Raw genomic sequence first — 20,096 nt, forward strand, 5'->3', positions numbered from 1 at the left:
AGTCGGCGCCGAGGTGCGAGCCGCACCCGAGTAACCCGACTTGCACCTTGTGAGATGAGCCGATAGCGATTCGAGATTGCGACTCGCCGCAAAGTTGAGGTTGCTTGGCGGTTTCGGGAATGGGGTGGGTGTGGATGTGGGTGTCCGGCGGGGCCCTTGTGTATTCGTGGGTAGGCGCTGATTGTGGTCCCGGGCCGGCCGGTGGCGGTCTTGCTGTGTGTTGCTGTCGCGGGCGGCCGGGTGGCCTGTGTGTCGCTGTCGTCAGTGGCTGGGTGGACTGTTGGGGGCGTTGAGGAATGTCACGGGTGCGGAAGGCATCCGCCCTGTTGCGTGAACCGGTTTTTCATGGCTTGTTGGGCGGGCCGTTACGGTCGGATTCATGGAGTGGATTTTCGAGACGGCCGGGCAACTTGTGGCTGCTTTGCGTGCCCGTGAAGTGTCGTCGGTGGAACTGACGGCCGAGGCGATCGCCCGTATCGAGCGGGTCGACGAGGCGGTGAACGCGGTCTGTGTGCCGGATTTCGAGCGTGCGCGCGCGGCCGCGCGTGATGCTGACCGGGCGCGGGCGCGTGGTGGGGACGGGCCGCTGCTAGGGATACCGGTTACGGTCAAGGAGTCCTTCGACATGGCCGGTTTGCCGACGACCTGGGGTTTGCCGGCGTACCGGGACTATGTCCCGGTCCGGGATGCGGTGCAGGTGTCGCGGCTCCGGGCGGCGGGCGCGGTGGTTCTGGGCAAAACGAATGTGCCGGTGGGGCTGCAGGATGTGCAGAGTTTCAACGAGGTCTACGGCACGACGAACAATCCGTGGGATCGCGGCCGTACACCGGGCGGGTCCTCCGGGGGATCGGCGGCCGCTCTGGCGTCGGGATTCGGTGCGCTGTCCATCGGCTCCGACATTGCCGGTTCGTTGCGCACCCCGGCGCATTTCTGCGGTGTCTACGCGCACAAGCCGACCCTGGGGCTGGCGGCGAGCCGTGGCATGGTGCCGCCGCGGGTGCCGGCGTTGCCTGGCGAGCCGGACCTTGCCGTTGTCGGCCCGATGGCGCGCTCTGCCCGTGACCTTGTACTCCTGCTCGACGTCATGGCGGGGCCGGATCCGCTGACGCTCGGTGTGGCGCACGAGGTGAGGCTGCCGCCCTCGCGCCATGAGCGGCTCTGCGATTTCCGGGTCCTGGTCCTGGAGGAGCATCCGCTCATTGCGACCGGGTCCGCCGTGCGGGCCGGTGTGAACCGGGTGGCCGACGCGCTTGCCGGCGCCGGTGCCCGCGTCGAGCGGCACAGTCCGCTGCTGCCCGATCTGACCGAAGCCGCAATGCTCTACACGCAGTTGCTGTGCTCGGGCTTCAGTGCGCGTATTCCCGCCGAAGTGTACGAGCAGCTGCGGACGCGCGCCGCCGGGCTGGGTGCAGACGACCGGAGTCTGGCGGCTGCGCGGCTGCGCGGCACGGTGTTCAGCCACCGCGACTGGCTCGAGGCGAATGGCCGGCGTGAGCTCCACCGCCACGGATGGCGGCAGCTCTTTTCCCGGTTCGACGCCGTGGTGTGCCCGGTCACGCCCACTCCTGCGTTCCCACACGACCACAACCCCGATGCGGAAGAGCGACGGATCGACATCGACGGCGTGGGGTACCCGTACTTCGACCAGCTGGTCTGGGCCGGTGTGGCCACCATGCCCGGCCTACCCGCCACCGCTGTTCCAGCGGGCCGGTCGCCCGGGGGTCTGCCGGTGGGGGTACAGCTCATCGGTCCGATGTTCGAGGACCGCACCCCGCTGCGCCTGGCCGAACTCCTCGAGCAGCAGATCGGCGGCTTCCGGGCACCGAAGTAGAGCGCACCACCGGGTGCCGGCCGAGGGCGGGGCGCGGATCACGACGAGCTCCCGACGGCCGTATCCGTGACAGCTGGTGGGCGGTGACGGAAGTGCATGCTTCCGTCGCCGTCCGCCGGCCTGTTTCGCTCTGTGTTACTGGCCGCTGCTGGTCGCTACTGGCTGTTGAGGGAGCCGTTGCCCGTGATGTTCTGGTCGTGGGGGTGGAACTTGTGGCGTCCCTTGGTGGTGGTCGTCTGGGTGGTGGTGGTCGTGATGGTGGTGCCGTGTCGGGACTTGGTGGTGGTGGTCGTCTCGGTGGACTTGGTGGTTGTGGTGCTGTGGCGGTTCTTGGTGGTGGTTTCGGTCGTGGTGGTGGTGCTGATGGTGGAGGCGCCGTGGCCGCGCGGACCGTGGAACGCTGCCTGGACGTGGCGTGGGCGGGCGGGGAGGCGGCGAAGGCGCTGGCCGGGACGCCGCTCTCCACCAGCCCTTACGGGTCATCAGACATTCAGGACCGCACCCGGCTGGCTCCCGCAGTCCACGATGACCGTGTGGCCGGCCGCCGGACACACCACGAGCCCTGCGGGATCGGAAGCTGTTTCGGATCGACTCATCTGTGACGTTCTGTGACAGGTGGCCGTGTCGCTCGGTTGTGTGCCTGGGCCGGCAAGCGGTGGCTAAACGGAGCGCGGCCCGGCGCAGAACCGTCTTCGACTCCGACAGAGCTCGACCCGACCGGAAGGACCTCCCGTGCCCGTCATCCGCGTTCCCCGCAGGCCGACCGCGCTGCAGCTCAAGGCTGCGACCGCCGTGGCCCTGCTCGGCCTTGTCGGCTGGTACCTGTTCTCGGGCCCAGGCGCAGGGCTGCTCCCGCAGGACAGCTGGGGGCCGTGGAGAGAAAAGCGGGTGCCCTACTGGTCGGTGTGGGTGCGGGTCAACTCCTGGAGCAACGCCGCCGAGGCGGACGGGCACTACGGCAAGGCGGACGACTTCACACTGAAGGCCTACGGCACCTCGGCCACCACGACGACCGTGATGGAGGGCGTTTGGTTCACCCTGGCACCCGACGGCGAGCTCACCGTTGACGGGCCGCACGCGGGCTGAGGCGCGACGCGCCGACGCCGATGTGCATTCGTCCCCGGCCGCGGTCCTGAGCGACAGCGCCGCGCCTATGACCGAGCAGATGTCCAGGGAGGACCGCGAGGGTCATGCGTGATGACCTCAGCGCCTTCAGAAGGACCACGCCGTGAAGCGGGCCCACGCGGACGAGTACGTCGCCCGAGGCTTCCCGGACCTTCAGGACCTCCAGGACGCCTGACAGAAGGGCTCGGGCGCCGGGAGACGACTCCTTGGCGCCCGGACGGTACGAGCGCCCTCCTGCGCCGCCCGTTCCGGTCCGAGGCCGGCGACCCTGTCGCTGGTGAGCCTTGCCCGCCTGCTCTTGCTGCTTGCTCAGGAACACCCCGGGCTCGACCTCTGTGCCAGGGATTCCACCGGTTCCTCCAGTCCCACAAGGCCGCCGAGATCCAGGCTCGGACTCGTCGGCCGTGACGGCGGAGAACTTCGTTACGGTCGACCGTCCCGGACCGTGACGAGCAGGTGGTGTTCTTTCACCGCCGGACCGGGCACCGGCGCCTGCCAGAACCTGCAATTTTCCAAGGCCATCGGTGTCGAGCGGGTGGATGCGCCTGCCTGAGCCCGGACGTGGAACAGGGGCGGGCGTTCTGATGAACGCCCGCCCCTGGATTTCCGGCAATGCACCGGGTCGGTCGGTGTGTCCTTTCTGCGGTATCAGAGGGGGAAGGGGAGGGGGAGGGGGAACGACAGCGGAATCTTCGGCAGCGGCGGCAGCGGGATCGGCAGCGGAATCTTCGGCAGCGGGATCGGCAGCGGCGCAGGCGCCGGCGCCGGGGACGGGGCCGGCGGCGGATGCGATCCGCCGCCCGAGCCGCGGCCGCCGCCCCAGCCGCCGTCACCGTGCGAGCCGCGTCCGCCCCAGCCGCCGCCCGAGCTGTGACCGCCGCCCCAGCCGCCGGAGCCGTGGCCGCCGCCCCAGCTACCACCACCGGAGTCATGGTTGCCGCCCCCACCATGGTGGTCGTCGGCAGGTGCGGCGTGACGGACAGTCGCTGAGCTGGTCGCCACGGTGTGCGGTGCAGCAGCGAATGCACTCGCAGGTACCAGTGCTCCGCCTACAGCGAGGGCGGTCGAGGCGGCCAGCATCGTAAGGCGTCGGGTGCGAGTCGTGTGAGACATGGGAATACTCCTTTTTGTGGAATGGGATTGATGGATTCCGTACGACCCGCCATTTCCATGGGTCTTCGGACGCGGGAAATGTCCCGCAAATCGCGCCACCCAGACCGTTTCCTGCCGGTTTCTCTGGGTCTTATCGGTGCGATCCCATGCCTCAAGTAAGCCCTGGCAGATGATTCGCGTCACGACCCGGCATCTCGTAGCTTGACATGCCGCGGCATGTTCGGTAAAAGCCCCCGCATTCCGCAGCCCGATGCACCGCTCGGACACGTGTCCGCCGTCCGGGGCTACGGCCAGGACGGCCGGTCACCGAACGACCCGGATGCACCGGTCACCGGACAAGAGGCCGGGGAATCGATACCCCACATCCACACGAGTGGCGCCGGACATGCCTGCGCGCAGGGTCCCTGCGCTCTCGCTGGGGGCTCCGTGGAAGTCTGGCGGTCATTGACGACCGGCCCGGGCGACATCCCGACGGCCTGACCGCGATCGGAGCCGCCCTCGGCCGCATGGTGTACCGCGCTGGAAGCCTTGAGGCGGTGGTGAGGTACACAGGCGGTTGGCTGGCCACCACAAACAAGCAGCGCGAAGCCCTCAACGGCGTACGGGCGGGCGTGCTCGTGGACGAGGTCAGGAAGCTCGCTCAAGAGTCTGCTGCCATCGGCCGTATCTCGGGGTAGCGCCGAGGCAAGTCCCCAAGCCGCAAGTTCTTGATCTTGGTGTCCGGCCCGTTGGGGCCGTCACCCATTCGGCCAGGAGTCGTTGGTGGTGATCCTGACTGGTATCTGGGCCTGGGGCGGGATTGTGACCTCGATCGAGTGGACCGCGTACCCGCGCTTCAAGCAGCTGATCACCGTGCATGAGCTGCACTTGTTCTTCGCGCCGACGCGGCAGGAAGCAGCGTGGGCCGCCGAGCGGATGGACTGCGACGGCCATCAACTGGTGTTGCTGCCGGCGCTGAAGGCCAGGCACGGCGGATCGCCGAGGCGGCGGTCCGTAAGGCGGCCGCGGCGAGGAACCGGCCCGCCGGCCTGACCAATATCGCGCTGGAGAAGGCGGCAGCAGGCAGGGGAACTGCGTCGTCCCGTCGCCCTCGCCCTCGTCCGGCAGGCGCATCAGCGCAGCCCGCTCGGCCGCGCTCATCCGGTCGTGGATGCCGCGACAGATGGAGGTGTTCACCTCGGTCCGGATCGTCGAGGTTCGCCTACGGCGCTCAGTCACCACACCGGCGCTCCTCGCGGAACGGCTTCACGAGCTGCTGCTCTTGGTCGAGCGGGCGGGCCTGGGGCGGGGAGCCGGGTAGGTGGGGGGGTGCGGATCTGGGCGCAGGGGCGAGGGTTGCCGCCAAGGGTGCGGCGGGCTGTCGCGCGGTCGTCGTGGGGCCGCGGTTCGACTGCTTCCTCTGCTTCCTCGGCTTGCGGTCCGGGGTGGGGCGCAGCGCGCCCCGGTTCATGTTGCCGGGCCGGCGGGTGCGGGCGGGACGGTGTTGGTGAGGGCGCGGATGGCGGTGTGCTGGGAGTAGGCGAGCAGGCCGATGGTGAGGGCGCCCATGGCGAGGGCGAAGAGTGCGTGGCCGAGGGTGGAGGTGACGGCCAGGCCCAGGGCGTTCATGGCGAAGTGGCCGGCGATCCGCAGGGCGATGAGCCCGAGGGCGATCTTGCGGGTTTCCCTGCCGCGCCACAGTGCCTTGGCGAGTCCCAGGCGCTTGCGCATCATCGTCAGGGAGATGGTGATGTTCGCGGCCAGCAGGAGCAGCAGTACGGGCCACGCCGCTGGGAAGGCCTTGAAGATGTCGAAGGCGGCTGCCAGGACGCCTTCGAGGGCGAAGAACCAGAGCGGGAGCCGGTAGTCGGCGGGTGCCGGGGCGCTGGTGCCGGTCGTTTCGGCCTGCGCGGCATTCCTGCTCAGGATGTTCATGTTGCCCCCGTGGTCGGTGTCGTGATCGTCAGTGTGCCCGGGCCAGGGGCACACGGGGCAGGGCCACGGGTCACGTATACCGTGTGACAGGTGTCATGTGCCGGCCAGGAGGCGTGCTGTCACCTGCTCGCCGAAGCCGCCAGCGCCTTGGCCTCGTCCGGCGTGGCCGGCGTCGCGGACCTGTCCTGAACGGGCAGATCGTCAAGGCCGCGCTCGCTGCGCGCTGCACCGGCATCACCGAGGCTCGCACCGGGCGCGGCCCAGAACCCGTCGACCGCCTCCGCACCGCCCTCACGCCCGCCGGCTTCACGCCCGCCGGCCTCACGGCCGTTAGCCTGCCGCCCTCACGCCCTCTGGCCGTCGTCCCCGGCCGCCGGCCGCCGGCCGCCGGTCCCGGCCGCGTCCTTGCTGCCGCTTCAGCCGGGGGAGGGGGGCATCCCGCGCGTGCCGCTGCGCCACGACCGGGCTGTTATCGCCGCCGCGTCCGCACCGCCCGGCTGCTCACCGTGCGCCCTACCGCACGCCCTGCCGGGCGCCCCGTGTACGGCCTGGCCGCGCACGAGCCGGCCGCGCCCGGGCTGCTGGTCCTCTTCGCCCACGAGGGGCGGCCCGTGGTGGAGGTACCGCCCGGGTCTCTGCGTCGCGGTCCCGCGCACCGAGCTGCAGGCGCTGGAGCTGAGAACCCATCCTTGAACCCGCAGGGCGAAGTAGCGCGGCTTGTGGCTCGTTGGAGGGGATGCGAGAGAAGAAGGAGGGGCCCCGGCAGGTTGGTTGATCGGTCCGCGAGTCTTGATCGCTACCGCGCCTGCTGATTGGCTGGCCGGCATGACTGAGTTCGGCCCCGTCGCCTGGCCGCCCGCCCCGATCAGGACCGGGAGGCTCGTGCTCCGTGAGCCGGAGGCCCGGGACCGTGCGGCGGTCATCGAGCTGTTCACCTCGCCTGAGGTGAGCACCTACATCGGTGGCCCCCGACAGCGTGAGGAGTTCGAGCGTGTGGTGCCCGAGGCGCCGAAGCGGCGCCCTGGCCTCTTCGTGGTCGATCTCGACGGGGCGATGATCGGGATCGTCACGCTCGACCGGCGCGACCCGGAGCATCCGGTCCACGTCCGCCCCGGGGCCTCGGAGGCCGAGCTCGGCTACATGTTCCTGCCGCACTCGTGGGGGCACGGGTACGCCGCGGAGGCGTGCGCGGCGGCACTCGGCTGGTGCGCCGGAGCGCTGCCCGGCGAGCCGGTGGTGCTCACCACCCAGACCGCCAACGAGCGCTCGATGCGCCTCGCGGCGAAGCTGGGGTTCACCGAGGTCGAGCGGTATGAGGCCTACGGCGCCGAGCAGTGGTTCGGCATGTGGTCCCCGGTCGTGCTGTCCGGCTGAGGTCGTGCTCGGCGCTGTCCGCACTCACCGCGGTGAAGCCGGGCGGGCGCGAGGAGACCGATCGAGGTTCAGAGACGGGTTCTGCCTGCCGAACAGCCATCCTCCGCGGGCGCGCATGCCCGTGGCTCGCCGCGCTGGGAAGGACGTGTGCCGGTGCGTGCCGGGCCGCCGATGGCGGTGCGCCATGAGCGTACGACGTTCCCGGTGCGCGCCGCCGGGACGGCAGCATGTGACACCGTCGGCCTTTGCGCGAGCCCGGACGGGGCCACGGCCACGGTCCACCGCACTGCGGCTTCGCTGACGGGGCTCCTGCTGAATCCGGTTCTGTCGGCGGTCCCCGGAAATCCGGGGTCGGGGCCGTCCTGGAGCGGCGGCCCGGGCCGGCGCCGATTTTCGGTGAGGCCGTTACCTTCGGCAGGATGGGCTCATGACCGAGATCCGTACCCCCCGCCTTCTCCTGCGTCGCTGGCATGACGACGACCTTGCGCCCATGGCGGACATCAACGCGGACCCGCGGGTCATGCGCTGGATCGGCGACGGCTCGGTGCGCGGCCTGGACCACACGGCACGAGCCATCGAGCGGTGGGAGGAGGAATGGGACGAGGAGGGCTTTGGGCTTTTCGCCGTCGAGCTGCTGGCTTCGGGTGAGCTGGCCGGCTTCACGGGGCTGTCCGTGCCCGGGTTCCTGCCGCAGGTACTGCCCGCGGTGGCGATCAGCTGGCGGCTCGGCTCACAGTTCTGGGGTCAGGGATACGCGTCCGAAGCCGCCCATGCCACGCTGGAGTTCGCGCTCCAGGACCGCGGTCTCGACCGCGTCATCAGCATCAGCCGGGTGGGGGACGACGCCTCCGGAAACGTCGTCCGCAAGCTCGGCATGGCCCCGGAGCGGGAGACGGTGCACCCGGTGCACGGCTGGCCGCTGCGCGTTCACACCCTCGATCTCACCGAGTTCCAGGCGTGAGCCGGCCGGGCCGCCGCTCGTCACAGGACAGCCGGCTGCTGTCCGTACGGCTGGCCCCCAGGTGAGACCTGCGCGGCGTGGATGCCGGATCCCTTGCCTGCAGTCCCTGGCCGGTGTGCCGGCCGCGCCGGGTACCGGCAGGCGGTTCCCGGGGAAGGCTTCGTCGCCCGCGGCCGTGGCCTCGGCAGCGGCGGTGCCCGGAGGGTGCGTGCGGGTCTTGTGGGGCACCGGCAGGCCGTGCTCGGTGGACTTCATGAAGTCCGGCATCAGCTGGTTGGTCTTTCCTGCGCGGCTGCACGCTGGTCCATGAGGGCTGCAAGCAGATCTACGGTGCGGTCAGTGCCCGTCAGCTGCCGTTGAGGCCTGCAGGGGCGGGCTTCCTCGCCGGCCAGTTCCTGTGTCGGCCGGCCGTACTCGTCCATGCTCTCGCCGGGCCGGCACCGTGGTGTGTGGTCAGCCGCCGCCGGGCCGGCTGCCCGGCAGGGTTGCCGCTGTCCGCACGGACAGAGGAGTGGTGATCCGCCGCAGCCGTGTCCGTGAGTTCCGCGGCCGACGCGGCAACGTCGCGCGCCACTCTCAACTCCCGGATGTTGTCGGTGCGTTGTGCATGCCTCCTGCGCAATCCTGAAGGCGCATACCGCGAACAAGGATCACTTCGGGTATCGGTGACCGTCACCTCCGTGCGCCGGGATGATGGATCTGCTCCTCAAGCCGGAGCCGGATCGCTGCGACGGTTCCTGGGTTCGGGGATGGTGTGCTTGATCTGCCGTCTGCCCAGGCAGCGGCGGTTGTGGCGGGAGGAGTGCGTCTTGTCGCCGCCTGGATGGCCGGGCCGGTGCGAGGATGCCCGCCGCCCGGACGGCCGACTGCCGGGGGCGCGGCGGGATGTGTGCAAGAGTCGGACGCCGTTGTCCATGCCGGCCATTCGAGGTCGAACCCTGTGGCCGAGAGGATCAGGAGTCGTTCCATGTCCGAGGAGATCACGCTGCGCCCGGTGACCGCTGGCGATCTCGACCTGTTCGAGCGCGAGTTCAGCGGGCCGGAGGGGACTGGCGAGTACCAGTGGTTCGGCTTCGGTTCGCCGGCCGGTCTGCGCCGGCAGTTCGAGCAGACCGGCCTGCTCGGCCCCGACGGCGGTGTGCTTTCGGTTGCGGAGTCGGGCCGGACGGTGGGCCGCGTCGAGTGGTTCGCCAGCACCTGGGGGCGGCCCGCCACCTCCACCTGCTGGACCCTGGCGATCGGCCTGGTGCCGGCCGCGCACGGCCGCGGCATAGGCACCCGGGCCCAGCGGCTGCTGGCCGAGTACCTCTTCGACCACACCAGGGCCGAACGGCTCCAGGCCTGGACGGACTGCGCCAACCTCGCCGAGCAGCGTGCGTTGGAGAAGGCGGGCTTCGTCCGGGAGGGAGTGCTGCGCTCCGCTCAGTGGCGCGGCGGCCGGTGGCACGATCAGGTGATCTTCTCCATGCTCCGCGCGGAGCGGTCCGGCGGCGAACCGGGGTGAGCACCATACGGTGACCGGCCGGACGGGTCTTTGGTTCCTGAGCCGGAGCGGACCCGCCGCGCGAGCGGCCGGGCCTTCCCGGCTTCCTGGCTTCCTGGGTTCCCGGCTTCCTGGGTTCCCGGCTTCCTGGCTTCCTGGGTTCCCGGCTTCCCGGCTTCCCGGCCTCCCGGCCCTCACTTCCTGCCCCGCCTCCACCGGGCGGGCGACAGGACTCTGCCGGGGACCAGGGCTTTGCGGCCCGGCGTTCTGTGCCCCCGCCCCGCCTTGGAAGCAGGGGCCGGCGGCGGATCGGCACGGGCGCCGGCCGGGTGCTGGCGGCCGGGCACGGACGGCCGTTGCCGGATGTTTTCACATCTGCTGACGATCAGAGGCCAGGCTCCGGCCGGCGCGGCAGGACCGCAGGTGGTGTGCCGTTTCTTTGCCGAGGGGCCGGGAACCCGGAGGATGCCTTCCCTGTCGTGGCAGAGGTGAGGACCATGACACGGCCAGGACAACGGACCGGTTCTTCGACGGCCGCAGAGTACGAGACCGGGCACGCCGATCGCAGGGCGATCGTGCGGATCCTTCAGGCCCGGCTCGAGCAGGTGTGTGCAAGCGCCCACGGCCTCACGGGACGATCGGCGCCCACGGCCGGCAGGCCCTGGCCTGCCAGGCAGGAGAGCGGAGAGGAGCAGGCACATGACGAGCCCTTATGCCAGGCCGGGACGGACCGCCGGGCTCAAGCCGGGCGGCGGGATTCCCCCGGGTGAAACCCCTCCCGCTGAGGGGAGTACCACCTCTGGCATCTCCTATCCCGAGCCTGAGCTGCGCAGGGGATGGGCACTGATGCCCCTCACACTGATCATGCTGGTGGTGGTGCTGATCGCGGTCGGGCTGATCGCGATGGCGGTGGCCTTGATGGTCTAGTACTCCAGCTGCAGGTCGTGATCTTGCTGGTGTAGTGGGCCGTGGGGTCTGGGCGAGTGAGCTTGGACCGTGTGCTGGCGCGTCGCTGGAGCCAGGTGCGGCGAAGCTGCTCGGGTTGGGCGGCTTCGATCGGGCGTGGCGCGGAGGTGGGCTCGCCCTGAGTGGCCTTGGCCCAGATGAAGGCTGATGCTTCCTGGCACTTCCGGTCGTCCATGATCGGCTGGAAGGGGCCGGGAACTGGCGGAAGGTTCGCGGTGATCTTCTGCCAGAGGTCCGGAGTCAGGCGCCAATCCTGCAGGGCCATGCGGCGACGTTGATAGTCGACTGGACCGGGGGTGGCATCCGATTCCTGGGCCGGTTTCTGTAGAGCGGTGGTGAACTGGGCTGTGCCGAGCTGGTCGAACCACTGGTAGACCTCACTGGACGAAGCGTAGTGGCCTCCCTTGGGGTTGATCCCGAGGAAGCCGGCGGCATCGCCCATGGAGCCGCCCTGCGGCCACTGGACGAGGAAGACTCGGCGCGTCCATCCCCCCGCCGCGGGCCAGACCCTGGCGCCCTGCGGCCACGCTGACGTGGACCAACATGTCCTCCCACCTGCACCGATGGGACCACAGCGGCCCCGGGTGAGTAGGGCCCCCGGCGTCGGCGGTGAAGGCAATGCCCTGCGTGACCTGTCCACCCCATCGGCGAAGCGGCTGGCTCGCGCCGGCGGTGGACTTCTTCGGAGTAGGCGACAACTTGCTTGCCGAACGATCGTCAGCCGTCAGATACCTCGCCGATTCAGCGACGGCTGTCGTGCTGACCTGACCCGAGAACCGCACGTCGGGTACCGCTGTCAGCGACAAGTAGCGTGCTGAGTCGCAGTGACGGCGCATCGCCTCGATGCATGCGGCTCGGGCCGGGTTCGATCGGTCTCGGAGATGGGGGACGCCGAGGTTCATGCCGCTGTCGGTGGTGATCGGAGGCTGCTGCCGGGCGAGATCATCGTCGTCGGGGCTCCACGGTGGTGCACCGCAGCACGCCCGCCGCGCGCCATGTGTCCCTGGTCGAGATGGCGAGGACTGTGTCGTACGTGGTCGGGCCACAGGCTGCCCATCGGCATCCACAGCGGGGCCGGGTGCGGCTGTTCACCGTCAAGGACCCGGTCCGGGGCCAGCCGGTCTTCCAGCTCCTCGACGAGCCCTGCCAGGCGTGGAGCTGGCGGTATGTCATCCGCTTGAGGCGAGCCGCACACGGATGCCCAGCGTCCTGTCCCCTCCCCGGCGCAGCTTGCTGTCGAGGATCATGAGGCGGCCGAGGATGCCGTACTTGCGGGCGATGAGTGAGCGGTAGCGGGCGCTGGTCGCCGCGTCGGCGATATCGGCGGTGGCCGGGACCTGGTCGCCCGTCGGGTTGCCGCGCAGGTCGCAGGGACCGATGAGGATGTCGCCGCGTGCCCGGATCCGCTTGACCTTCCAGGAGTCGGCGGGGGTCCGCACGCCCAGCGTGTCACCGTCGCGTACCACCCACACAGGGGTGGCGACCGGGGTGCCGTTCTTGCGATAGCTGGTGACCAGCAGGTACTTGCCGGCGCCGAGCCGCTCCAGCAGCGTTTCGTTCATGATGCGTTTCTGCTCCTCGCTAAGGGGTTCGAGGCCGTGGCCTCTTGGACGGCGTACTTCGATGTCAGTTCGGAGGTAGCCGTGGCCGAATGCCGGTCTGCCGCCCGGATCGGAGCCTCACGCGGCGGCCGGCACTCGTCCGGATCCGAGAGCGGCGGAGTGCGCCCAGATGATGACGATCGGGAGGGGGAAATCCAGGAGGGCGGAGGCGAGGAAGACTCCCGCCGGGCCGGTCATGCCGTCCTGGGCGAAGGAGACCGCCCGCCCGATGCCCCCGAGGAAGACCGGGACGGCCAGGAAGCAGACGAGTACTCCCTGCCTGCGGATCGTTGCCGCCGCCCAGAAGAGCAGGGGAGCCCAGCCCAGGTGGACGCTCGCCAGGAAGCGGTGCAGATGGTCCGCGTCCGCCCCGCCCGCCGGAGCTCCTCGCGCCCATTCCTCCAGGCCGCCTCCGAGCGCGATGGCATTGGCCGTCACCAGGTAGACACGGACGATGATGTCGGCCGGTGCGAGAGGGGTACGGGCGGCCATCGTGCATGCCTGCTTGTCTCGGAGTCGGCGTTGGTCTTGTCGCTCAGACCTGCTCGGTGGGGCGTACGAGCAGCTCGGCGACGGCCACGTGCCGGGGGCGGGTGACGATGTAGCCGACGGTGTCGGCGATGTCCCGGCTCTGCAGCCGGTCGATGTCGCCCAGAGCGGCGGTGATGTGCTGCTGGATGACGTCGGGGTTGTGGGTGCGCAGTTCGGTGTCGACGCTGCCCGGCTCGATGACGGAGACGCGGACGTGCTGGCGTGCCAGTTCCTGGCGCAGGGATTCGCTGAAGGCGCCGACGCCGAATTTGGTGGCGCTGTACACGGCGGACATGGCGTAGGCGTTGCGGCCGGCGAGTGAACCGATATTGACGATGTCGGCGACCTGGCGAGGGGCCTCGGCTGCTGCCTTGACCAGGTGGGGGACGGCCGCGTGGGCGGTGTACATCAGGCCCATGAGGTTGATGTCGATCATGCGCCGCCAGTCATTCAGGTCCGCGCTGGGGGCGGGTCCGAGCAGCATGAGACCAGCATTGTTGACCAGGGTGTCCAGGCGGCCCAGGCCTTCGACAGTCCGCTCGACCGCCTGGGCGGCGGCCTCGGCGGTGGTGATGTCGGCGGCCACGACCAGGGCCTTGCCGCCGGCGCTGGAGATTTCCGCAGCGAGGTCCGTGAGCCGGTCCGCACGCCGGCCTACCACCGCCACGGAGGCGCCCTCCCGGGCAAGCTCCAGGGCGGTGGCGTGGCCGATACCGCTGGATGCTCCGGTGACCAGAGCGACGGTTCCTTCAAGACGACGAGTCATCGTTCAAACCTTTCGACACGCGGCACGGCCAGCTCGCTGCGGGCCGTGCGGGATAGAGGGAAGACAGCCCTACCGGCGCGGGCTGTACGGGGGTGGCGGCCGCTCAATGCTGGAGCCAGGGGCAGAATGGGGAAGTGAGCACCTCTGGGCAGAAGACCATCAATGCCAACCATCGGGAGACCAAGATCGAGGGAGGCCTGCCGCCTCGCGAACGCCTGGTCCGGGCCGCGTCACGGCTGTTCTACTACGAGGGCGTCCGCGCGATCGGCGTGGAGCGGCTGATCGCCGAGGCCGGGGTGACGAAGGCGACCTTCTACCGGCACTTCGCCTCCAAGGACGACCTGGTCGTGGCTTACCTGCTGACCAAGGACGCTTACTACAAGGAGGTGGCCGAACCGCTGGCCGCCGGGCATCCGCCCGCGGAGGCGATCGACCTGATCTTCGAGGCGATCGCCGAGCACGCCCGCGAGCGCGGCTTTCGGGGATCGCCGTTCATGAACGCGGCCGCCGAGTATCCGGACGCCGACCATCCGGTCCGCGCCCTGGTGACGACGCACCGGGACTGGATCCGCACCCTCTTCCAGGAGCTGCTCACACGGCTCGGCCATGCCGACCCGGAGTCGGCCGCCGGTGCGCTGCTGATGCTGTACGACGGCGCGATGGCAGCCGGCTACCTGGACGACTCGGCGGCCGCCCACAACACCCTGCGGGACGCGGTCCGGCTCATCCGATCGGGCGGCTGACCCCACCGGGGGCACGCGCAACACCGACCTTGTGCTGGACCCCGGACAAGCCGGGGCGCGGATTGGTTTCATGGAGCTTTTCATCTCTGTTCGACGTGCACCGGGATCCACTGGCAGTTGCCCGCCTGCTGGCAGTTCCCTCCAGGAGACCGAGATGCCACCCTGGAGGTAGGAAGACCGGTCGTTCTCCCTGTCGACGATAGCCCTGCCGACGTCCACGCGCCAGCAGGGCGGCCCGTTTGTGGGATCCCTCACCGGCCATGGGCCAGGGAGGACGCAAAGAAGGAATGCCGCCCATTCACCCCCAGGGGCACCCGAAGTGCGTTGCCCGGTCAGGCCCGGCAGGGCTCATGAGGACCGTCTGCAAAACCGCAGGTGAGAGACGTTCACCGGTGACAACTGGAAAAGCGGGTCACAGTGAGGGCCGGTGGGGGGACGGGTGCAGCCACCGATGATCATCGAGAGTTGCGTGGACAGGCGATGAGACGGTGGCCGCAGTCCGCAGCGTAGATCCCGCCCGATGGGGGGAGGCGTTCGAGGTGGCGATGGGAGGGATCGCGGGCAGGTTCGCCCGGTACGAACCCCGCCTGCGGGCTGGGTGGTTGGTGCTGGGTTGCTGTCGGACCTACCGCGCAGAAATTGCTGGACCATCGCCGAGTGGTCTGGGGAGGCCGGCCCGCACGGCATGCAGCATCTGCTGCTGTCCCGGGCCGTCTGGGGCGCTGACGCCGTCCGCGACGACGTGCGCGAATACGTCGTCGAGTACTTCCACGACGAGGCCGCGGTGCTGGTCGTCGACGAGACAGGCGACGTGAAGAAGGGCACCCACACCGTCGCCGTCCAGCGCCAGTACGAAGGAACGGGCAGTGCCAGGAAGGTGGTTCGCGTAACAGGCACACCAAGGAGGGCGACGCCGTCCGACATCGCCCTCAACGCCTTCCGATCACAGGAAGCAGCAGTGCGGGGTGCTCATGAATGCCACGCGAGTTTGCGAGCTTCGGTGAAGCCCTTCATGCCCACCAAAGTTGGGAGACACGGCCTGGATCCCCCCGGCCGCGCCGCCGGCCGCCGACGCCGCCGCCCGCCATACACGGCCAGGCCCCCACGGTTCGTGGCCCTTGTCCGCGTACGCGTCCGCGTCGGGGGGCCTGAACGCGTCGCCCTGCCCCGCGCCGGCGGTGCACAGGGCGCCGGTGGTGCACAGGGCGCCGGTGGTGCACAGGGCGCCGGTGGAGCACATGGGCCACGCCGGTGCGCCCGTGCACGGTCCGGTGTCCCTGGGCGTGACGGCCGGCCCGCCCATGCTGTGTGGTCGGCTCATCGCGAGCGCCGGGCCCGCCACCGGGTACCGGCGCGGCGCCGCCGTGCAGCCCGGTCGCGGCAGTGACCGCCTGCGTGGCAGGCAATAGGGCTGTGCTGCTGTGCGGCGGCCGCGGAGAGGACGGGTCTTTGCGCGGCCGTGGCTCAGCGGCCGTTTCCGGTGGGTGGCCAGGGCGCGCCCCGCCCTGGCCACCAGGGGTTCAGGTACTGCAGTTGCTTGTCGGTGGTCGGCTCCGTCTTCGCCCTGGCCGCTGGCGACGGCCTCGTGGCCGGCATCCTCACCGGCGCCTACGGCGTCTTCAGCGCCGGTGTGGGCCTCAAGGCCTTCGCGAATGCGACACACCCGTCGTCGAAGGGCGGGGCTTCAAGCGGCATCACCCGCACCGGCATCAGGACCCCGCTCATCGCCGCCGTCGAGGGCCACGCGCTGGGCTGCGGCACCGGGACGACCCTTGAGAGGTCCTGACAAAGGCGTTGGACGCGCGCTGTGTGAGGAAGCAGGTGGCGAGGCCCAGGAGGATTGCGGGCGCCAAGTTCAGTGCGGGTGCAGGGCATGTCACCTTGCTGCGGAGGCTGCGGAGGCTGCGGCAGCGTCGGTGCGTGCCGGGTGCGTCGACGGCGCCGCCGTGCGCGAGCGTGGGGTGGGGGCCCAGGGCCGGTGTTGTGCCGGGGCTGTCGAGGGGACGGCGGAGGGTGAGGCGGTGGCGGCCGGGGGGTGGGTGGGAACGGGTGCCGTGCTCCTTGAGGGGCGGGCGCTGGGGCGGGGGGTGACACTCACGGGAGCCGACTCGGCCGGGGCCGGTGGGGTCGTGGGGCTGCTCGCGGGGGGCGGGGCGAGGGGGACCGCCGGGGAGGCGGGGTCGTGGTGGGCGGTGCGCAGCAGTGGTAGGGCGAGGAGGGCGGCGACCGTGCAGGTCGCGCCGGCTCCGGCAACAGCGCGCAGGATGCGGCGCCGCGCCGCGCTACGGCGGATCTCCTCGAACCGGCCGGGGTGAGGGGCGAGGTGCTCGGAGGGCGGCCGCATGATGACGGCGAGGGGGTCGTCGGGTTCAAAGTCCGGACCGTCGTCACTGTATGTGATCAAGGCTTCTCCTCAGGTGGGCGCGGAGCAGTTCGCGGGCCGCGTGCAGGTCGGCCTTGACGGTTCCTTCCTTGCGCCCGGTCATCACGGCCACCTCCCGGATCGGCAGGTCGGCGTAGTAGTGCAGGAGGGTCGGTATGCGCAGTCGTTCGGGGAGCGCCTGGACGAGCAGGCGGACCGAGGGGTCGGTCTGCTCGGCGGGCGGGCGGACGGATGCCTCCACGGTGGCGCGGCGCATGGCGTTGCGCTCGCGCTCCAGGCGGCGCCAGTGGTCCCGGACGATGTTGGCGGCCGTGACGTAGAGGAAGCCCCTGGGCTCTGACACCGACGTCCAGCGGGCCCAGAGGCGGGTGAACGCCTCCGAGGCGATCTCGTGGGCCGTCTCGTCGTCGTCGACCAGACGGCGGCACCAGCCGGCCAGGCGCGGGTAGAGAGCGGCGAACAGCTCTGCTGCCGCCTTCTCACGGGACCGTTTCAATGCTCTCCATGGAGGGGTGGGGGGGGCACTCTTCGCGCCCCAGGGGGGCGCGGGGCACCCGCGGGAAAGACCCCGGACCGACGGCGTACGTTCCGTCGGCCCGGGACCGGGGCGGGCGGCAACCGGTCAGTGGCCCGCGCTGCTCGACGCGGCGAAAACGATCACGTTGTCGAGATAGCCGTCGCCGCTACGGGGACCGCCGCACGTGATGAGCCGCAGCTCCGGCCGGCCGACGTCACCGTAGACCGCCTTCGTGGGAAAGTCGGACTTGGCGACGGTCCGTACGGAGGTGACCGCGAACCCGGCCGATCTGCCGTTCTCCAGGCGCACCGTGATCGCGTCGCCCCGGCGCAGCCGGTCGAGGTGGCGGAAGACACCGTCCCCGTAGGCGCCGACCGTGACATGGCCGAGGATCACCGACGGACCCGTCCGGCCCGGCGCCGGGGAGTTCTGGTACCAGCCCGCCCGGTCGTGCGCGGTGACCGGGGGCACCTGCACGCTGCCGTCCTGCGCCAGCCCGAGTCGCATGACCGGGGTGTCGACGCCGATCCCGGGAATCAGCAGCCGCGCCGGAGCCGAACGGCCCGGCGTGTCCGGCGCGTTCACCGGGTCCGCGGAGGACCGGGGGCTCCCGTGCGTGCCCCTGGGGCTGGTGGCAGATGCCCCCTCGCCGCCGTGGCCGGCGCAGCTCACGAGCAGCGAGGCCAGTGCCGCGGTGACGAACGCGCGCCGGGACAGGTGCGTCATGCCCCGCTCGCCCGTCGGCGGCGCACGAGGAAGACCGCCGCGCCGCCCGCCGCGAGGGCCCCGCCGGCACTGCCGCCGATCAGCATGCGGTCCGGGCCGGAGCCGTGGGAGCCGGTGGTCACACCGGTGTTGGGAGCGCCGCTGGGTACGACGCCGACCTGGCCGCGTCCCTCGCTCGGCGCGGCGGTCGGCACGGGGGTGGCCGCCCGGCTCGGCTCCTGGCTGGGGACCGCGCTCGGCTCCGTGCTGGCCGGCGCGCTCGGCCGGGCCGACGGCTGTGAGGTGGCGGAGGGACGGGGGGTAGGTGACGCGCTTGCCCCGTGGGCGAACGCGGGCACCGTGCTCGCCAGCACGGCGACGCACGCGGCTGCCGTGGCGCTGAGGACTGTTCGGCGCATGAATCGCTCTCTTTCGTCGGCCGGCCCGGCTGGTGGCCGGGCCGGCTGCGTCATGGATCGAGCGGAGAGACGGGACAGGACCGGCACAGGTTGTAAAGGAGTGGCAAAGTCGCGCGGGGCGCCGGCTGACGCACGGTCAGACCCCCGGGCACGCACGCTGGCTGCGGGCCGGCCGGCCTTGGCAAGGCAGCGGCATGCCAGGTGCAAGCGGCCTGCCCGGCCCCAGGACCGGAGAGGTCCGCGCGGGGCCGACCCGACCGGCCCGAGATCCCCGCCCCGGCGTACCACGTCGCCCGGCGTGGCGGGCAGTGCGCCGACGGCTGCGGGATGCTGCCTGGCGAGGTGGAAGCATCGCTGCCCTTGCATCGACCGGGCGGAGCCGGTGTCCTCCGGCTGCTTGCGCCGCTCCTCGGACAGCGCCCCGGCCGTCGACGCAACCCAAGCCCCTGGGCGCGCGGCTGTCCGCTCCTTGCTGCTCGCCGGACCGCGGCACCCGCGTTCTTCGGAAAGATCCCCACCCGCTGTCCCCGGCAGGTGGAGCAGGCCCGCGCCGGCAGGCCGGCGCAGGCCGCGGCTGCACGGGCCGGCTTGATGCCGGCGCTGTCGCGGGAACCGCTGCGGTTCTCCGCCGCTGCTGCCTATGCTTCGTGGCGGCGGTGTCGCGCGTCGTTGCCGGAGCCGGGGTGGGTGGGGGAGCGGAAGGTGCGGCGGTAGGTGTCCGGTGGGACGCCGACGGTCCGGTGGAAATGCCGGCGCAGGGTGGTGGCGGTGCCCATGCCGGTGGCCGTGGCGATGGTGTCGACGGTGTCGTTGGTGGTCTCCAGCAGCTCCTGGGCGTGGCGGATGCGCTGGGTGTGGAGCCACTGCAGCGGGGTGGTGCCGGTCAGCGACTTGAAGTGGCGGCTGAGGTGACGTGAGCTCATCCGTGCCTGACGGGCCAGGTCTTCCACGGTGAGGGGCTCGTCCAGCCGTTGCAGGGCCCAGGGGAGGAGTTCGGCGAGAGGGTGATGGCCCGGGGCGGGGACGGGGGTGGCGATGAACTGGGCCTGACCGCCGTCGCGGTGCGGTGGTACGACCAGGCGGCGGGCGATCTTGTTGGCGTTCGACGAGCCGTGGTCGAGGCGGACGAGGTGCAGGCACAGGTCCAGGGCGGCGGCTTTCCCGGCGGAGGTGAGCACGTCGCCGTTGTCGACGTAGAGGACGCCGGGGTCCACCGAGACCTTCGGGTGGCGCCTGGCCAGCTCCCGGGCGTGTGCCCAGTGCGTGGTGGCCCGCTTGCCGTCCAGCAGGCCGGCAGCGGCCAGGACGAAGGCGCCCGTGCACAAGGAGACCACGCGTGCACCTTCCCCGTGGGCCGTGCGCACAGCGTCGACGAGTTCGGCCGGCGGGTTCTGGGCGACGTCGGCCCAGCCCGGGACGATCACGGTGTCGGCGTTCGGGAGGTGGTCGAGTCCGTGGTCGGGCTGCAGGTGGAAGCGGCCGACCTGCACGGGGCCCGGTCCGCAGAGCGCGAAGCGGTACCAGGGGTCCACGATGTGGGTCAGGTCCGAGCCGAAGACCTCGGTCGCCAGGGACAGTTCGAAATGCAGCATGCCGTCGGTGACGGCCAGCGCGACGGTATGCATGTCCGAAATTGTATGGGCCATGTCGTTCCGGACGCTCGT

19 protein-coding genes and 3 pseudogenes are annotated in these 20,096 nt (G+C 70.8%); 11 read left to right on the top strand and 11 right to left on the bottom strand.

Features of this window, described 5'->3' with window-relative positions; translation table 11 throughout:
• Nucleotides 1-379 precede the first annotated feature (379 nt).
• A complete protein-coding gene (locus ACFZCP_RS38780; RefSeq protein ID WP_391438714.1) occupies nt 380-1,831 on the top strand; it encodes an amidase in 1,452 nt (483 codons plus the stop codon).
• Nucleotides 1,832-2,563: 732 nt separating this feature from the next.
• Nucleotides 2,564-2,917: a hypothetical protein gene (locus ACFZCP_RS38785; protein WP_391438717.1), complete on the top strand. Its 354-nt coding sequence runs from the start codon at nt 2,564-2,566 to the stop codon at nt 2,915-2,917.
• Between the two features lie 687 nt (nt 2,918-3,604).
• Here the strand turns inward: ACFZCP_RS38785 and ACFZCP_RS38790 are convergent.
• Nucleotides 3,605-3,958, bottom strand: coding sequence for a hypothetical protein (locus tag ACFZCP_RS38790; protein WP_391438719.1), 354 nt, complete (start codon nt 3,956-3,958; stop codon nt 3,605-3,607).
• An 873-nt stretch (nt 3,959-4,831) separates the two neighbouring features.
• Between ACFZCP_RS38790 and ACFZCP_RS38795 the strand changes: the two genes are divergently transcribed.
• Nucleotides 4,832-5,101 (top strand): hypothetical protein, encoded by a 270-nt coding sequence (locus ACFZCP_RS38795; protein WP_391438721.1) that lies wholly within the window; start codon nt 4,832-4,834, stop codon nt 5,099-5,101.
• A gap of 414 nt (nt 5,102-5,515) precedes the next feature.
• Here ACFZCP_RS38795 and ACFZCP_RS38800 read toward each other — a convergent pair whose 3' ends face one another.
• Nucleotides 5,516-5,983 (bottom strand): hypothetical protein, encoded by a 468-nt coding sequence (locus ACFZCP_RS38800; RefSeq protein WP_391438723.1) that lies wholly within the window; start codon nt 5,981-5,983, stop codon nt 5,516-5,518.
• 825 nt (nt 5,984-6,808) lie between these two features.
• Here ACFZCP_RS38800 and ACFZCP_RS38805 point away from each other — a divergent pair.
• The gene (locus ACFZCP_RS38805; protein WP_391438728.1) at nt 6,809-7,357 is read left to right on the top strand and encodes a GNAT family N-acetyltransferase; all 549 of its coding nucleotides are present in this window, start codon (nt 6,809-6,811) and stop codon (nt 7,355-7,357) included.
• A gap of 427 nt (nt 7,358-7,784) precedes the next feature.
• Nucleotides 7,785-8,318, top strand: a complete 534-nt coding sequence (locus tag ACFZCP_RS38810) for a GNAT family N-acetyltransferase (protein WP_391438732.1) — start codon at nt 7,785-7,787, stop codon at nt 8,316-8,318.
• Between the two features lie 721 nt (nt 8,319-9,039).
• Here the strand turns inward: ACFZCP_RS38810 and ACFZCP_RS38815 are convergent.
• Nucleotides 9,040-9,185, bottom strand: a pseudogene (locus ACFZCP_RS38815) (IS5/IS1182 family transposase); the annotation flags it as partial.
• 100 nt (nt 9,186-9,285) lie between these two features.
• Here ACFZCP_RS38815 and ACFZCP_RS38820 point away from each other — a divergent pair.
• From ACFZCP_RS38820 to ACFZCP_RS38830, 3 genes and pseudogenes are all read left to right on the top strand, one after another.
• Complete coding sequence (locus tag ACFZCP_RS38820; RefSeq protein ID WP_391438737.1) at nt 9,286-9,822, top strand: GNAT family N-acetyltransferase; 537 nt, start codon at nt 9,286-9,288, stop codon at nt 9,820-9,822.
• 678 nt (nt 9,823-10,500) lie between these two features.
• Nucleotides 10,501-10,728: a DUF6480 family protein gene (locus ACFZCP_RS38825; RefSeq protein WP_391438739.1), complete on the top strand. Its 228-nt coding sequence runs from the start codon at nt 10,501-10,503 to the stop codon at nt 10,726-10,728.
• Nucleotides 10,729-11,719: 991 nt separating this feature from the next.
• A pseudogene (locus ACFZCP_RS38830) lies at nt 11,720-11,926 on the top strand (hypothetical protein); the annotation flags it as partial.
• A gap of 10 nt (nt 11,927-11,936) precedes the next feature.
• Here the strand turns inward: ACFZCP_RS38830 and ACFZCP_RS38835 are convergent.
• The 3 genes from ACFZCP_RS38835 to ACFZCP_RS38845 form a co-directional block, all read right to left on the bottom strand.
• Entirely contained in the window at nt 11,937-12,329 is a 393-nt protein-coding gene (locus tag ACFZCP_RS38835; protein WP_391438743.1) for a PPOX class F420-dependent oxidoreductase, read from the bottom strand.
• Nucleotides 12,330-12,446: 117 nt separating this feature from the next.
• A complete protein-coding gene (locus tag ACFZCP_RS38840) occupies nt 12,447-12,860 on the bottom strand; it encodes a DUF4345 family protein (RefSeq protein ID WP_391438745.1) in 414 nt (137 codons plus the stop codon).
• Between the two features lie 43 nt (nt 12,861-12,903).
• Nucleotides 12,904-13,665 (bottom strand): SDR family NAD(P)-dependent oxidoreductase, encoded by a 762-nt coding sequence (locus ACFZCP_RS38845; RefSeq protein ID WP_391438747.1) that lies wholly within the window; start codon nt 13,663-13,665, stop codon nt 12,904-12,906.
• Between the two features lie 134 nt (nt 13,666-13,799).
• Between ACFZCP_RS38845 and ACFZCP_RS38850 the strand changes: the two genes are divergently transcribed.
• From ACFZCP_RS38850 to ACFZCP_RS38860, 3 genes and pseudogenes are all read left to right on the top strand, one after another.
• The gene (locus ACFZCP_RS38850) at nt 13,800-14,408 is read left to right on the top strand and encodes a TetR family transcriptional regulator (RefSeq protein ID WP_391438750.1); all 609 of its coding nucleotides are present in this window, start codon (nt 13,800-13,802) and stop codon (nt 14,406-14,408) included.
• A 545-nt stretch (nt 14,409-14,953) separates the two neighbouring features.
• Nucleotides 14,954-15,270, top strand: a pseudogene (locus tag ACFZCP_RS38855) (transposase); the annotation flags it as partial.
• Between the two features lie 675 nt (nt 15,271-15,945).
• A complete protein-coding gene (locus ACFZCP_RS38860) occupies nt 15,946-16,194 on the top strand; it encodes a hypothetical protein (protein WP_391438752.1) in 249 nt (82 codons plus the stop codon).
• 90 nt (nt 16,195-16,284) lie between these two features.
• Here ACFZCP_RS38860 and ACFZCP_RS38865 read toward each other — a convergent pair whose 3' ends face one another.
• The 5 genes from ACFZCP_RS38865 to ACFZCP_RS38885 all read right to left on the bottom strand — a co-directional run bounded on the left by ACFZCP_RS38865 (nt 16,285) and on the right by ACFZCP_RS38885 (nt 20,057).
• Nucleotides 16,285-16,812 carry a hypothetical protein gene (locus ACFZCP_RS38865; RefSeq protein WP_391438755.1) on the bottom strand — a complete coding sequence of 176 codons (528 nt, stop codon included), beginning with the start codon at nt 16,810-16,812 and terminating at the stop codon, nt 16,285-16,287.
• Nucleotides 16,796-17,287, bottom strand: coding sequence for a sigma-70 family RNA polymerase sigma factor (locus tag ACFZCP_RS38870; protein ID WP_391438757.1), 492 nt, complete (start codon nt 17,285-17,287; stop codon nt 16,796-16,798). Before ACFZCP_RS38870 ends, ACFZCP_RS38865 begins: the two co-directional genes overlap by 17 nt.
• 126 nt (nt 17,288-17,413) lie before the next feature.
• Nucleotides 17,414-18,034: a class F sortase gene (locus ACFZCP_RS38875; RefSeq protein ID WP_391438760.1), complete on the bottom strand. Its 621-nt coding sequence runs from the start codon at nt 18,032-18,034 to the stop codon at nt 17,414-17,416.
• A complete protein-coding gene (locus ACFZCP_RS38880; RefSeq protein ID WP_391438762.1) occupies nt 18,031-18,432 on the bottom strand; it encodes a sortase-dependent protein in 402 nt (133 codons plus the stop codon). Before ACFZCP_RS38880 ends, ACFZCP_RS38875 begins: the two co-directional genes overlap by 4 nt.
• Before the next feature lie 638 nt (nt 18,433-19,070).
• Nucleotides 19,071-20,057 (bottom strand): helix-turn-helix domain-containing protein, encoded by a 987-nt coding sequence (locus ACFZCP_RS38885; RefSeq protein WP_391438764.1) that lies wholly within the window; start codon nt 20,055-20,057, stop codon nt 19,071-19,073.
• Nucleotides 20,058-20,096 lie beyond the last annotated feature (39 nt).

The sequence above is a fragment of the Streptomyces sp. NPDC007971 genome, from assembly GCF_042958635.1.
Lineage (GTDB): Bacteria > Actinomycetota > Actinomycetes > Streptomycetales > Streptomycetaceae > Streptomyces.